The 273-nt window shown below is 54.2% G+C and carries 2 tRNA genes; both read left to right on the top strand.

The features are described 5' to 3' along the window. The first annotated feature begins 1 nt into the window (after window position 1). Window positions 2–77 (top strand) — tRNA-Glu (locus tag R0J87_RS20315). Between the two features lie 39 nt (window positions 78–116). Next, window positions 117–191, top strand: a tRNA-Gly gene (locus R0J87_RS20310). The last annotated feature ends 82 nt before the right edge of the window (window positions 192–273 follow it).

Raw genomic sequence — 273 nt, 5'->3', positions numbered from 1 at the left:
CGTCCCATTCGTCTAGTGGTCTAGGACACCGCCCTTTCACGGCGGTAACAAGGGTTCGAACCCCTTATGGGACGCCATTCCGATAGTGAGAAGTTTGTAGAGTGACAGCTTGTTAAGCGGGAATAGCTCAGTGGTAGAGCATCGCCTTGCCAAGGCGAGGGTCGAGAGTTCGAATCTCTTTTCCCGCTCCAAACAGCAGATACGTCCCATTCGTCTAGTGGTCTAGGACACCGCCCTTTCACGGCGGTAACAAGGGTTCGAACCCCTTATGGG

Origin of the sequence: Halomonas sp. SIMBA_159 (assembly GCF_046536035.1) — a bacterium.
Taxonomy (GTDB): Bacteria; Pseudomonadota; Gammaproteobacteria; order Pseudomonadales; family Halomonadaceae; genus Vreelandella; species Vreelandella venusta_A.
Note: the sequence above shows the minus strand (reverse complement) of the source record. Positions and strands in the feature narration are given on the sequence as shown.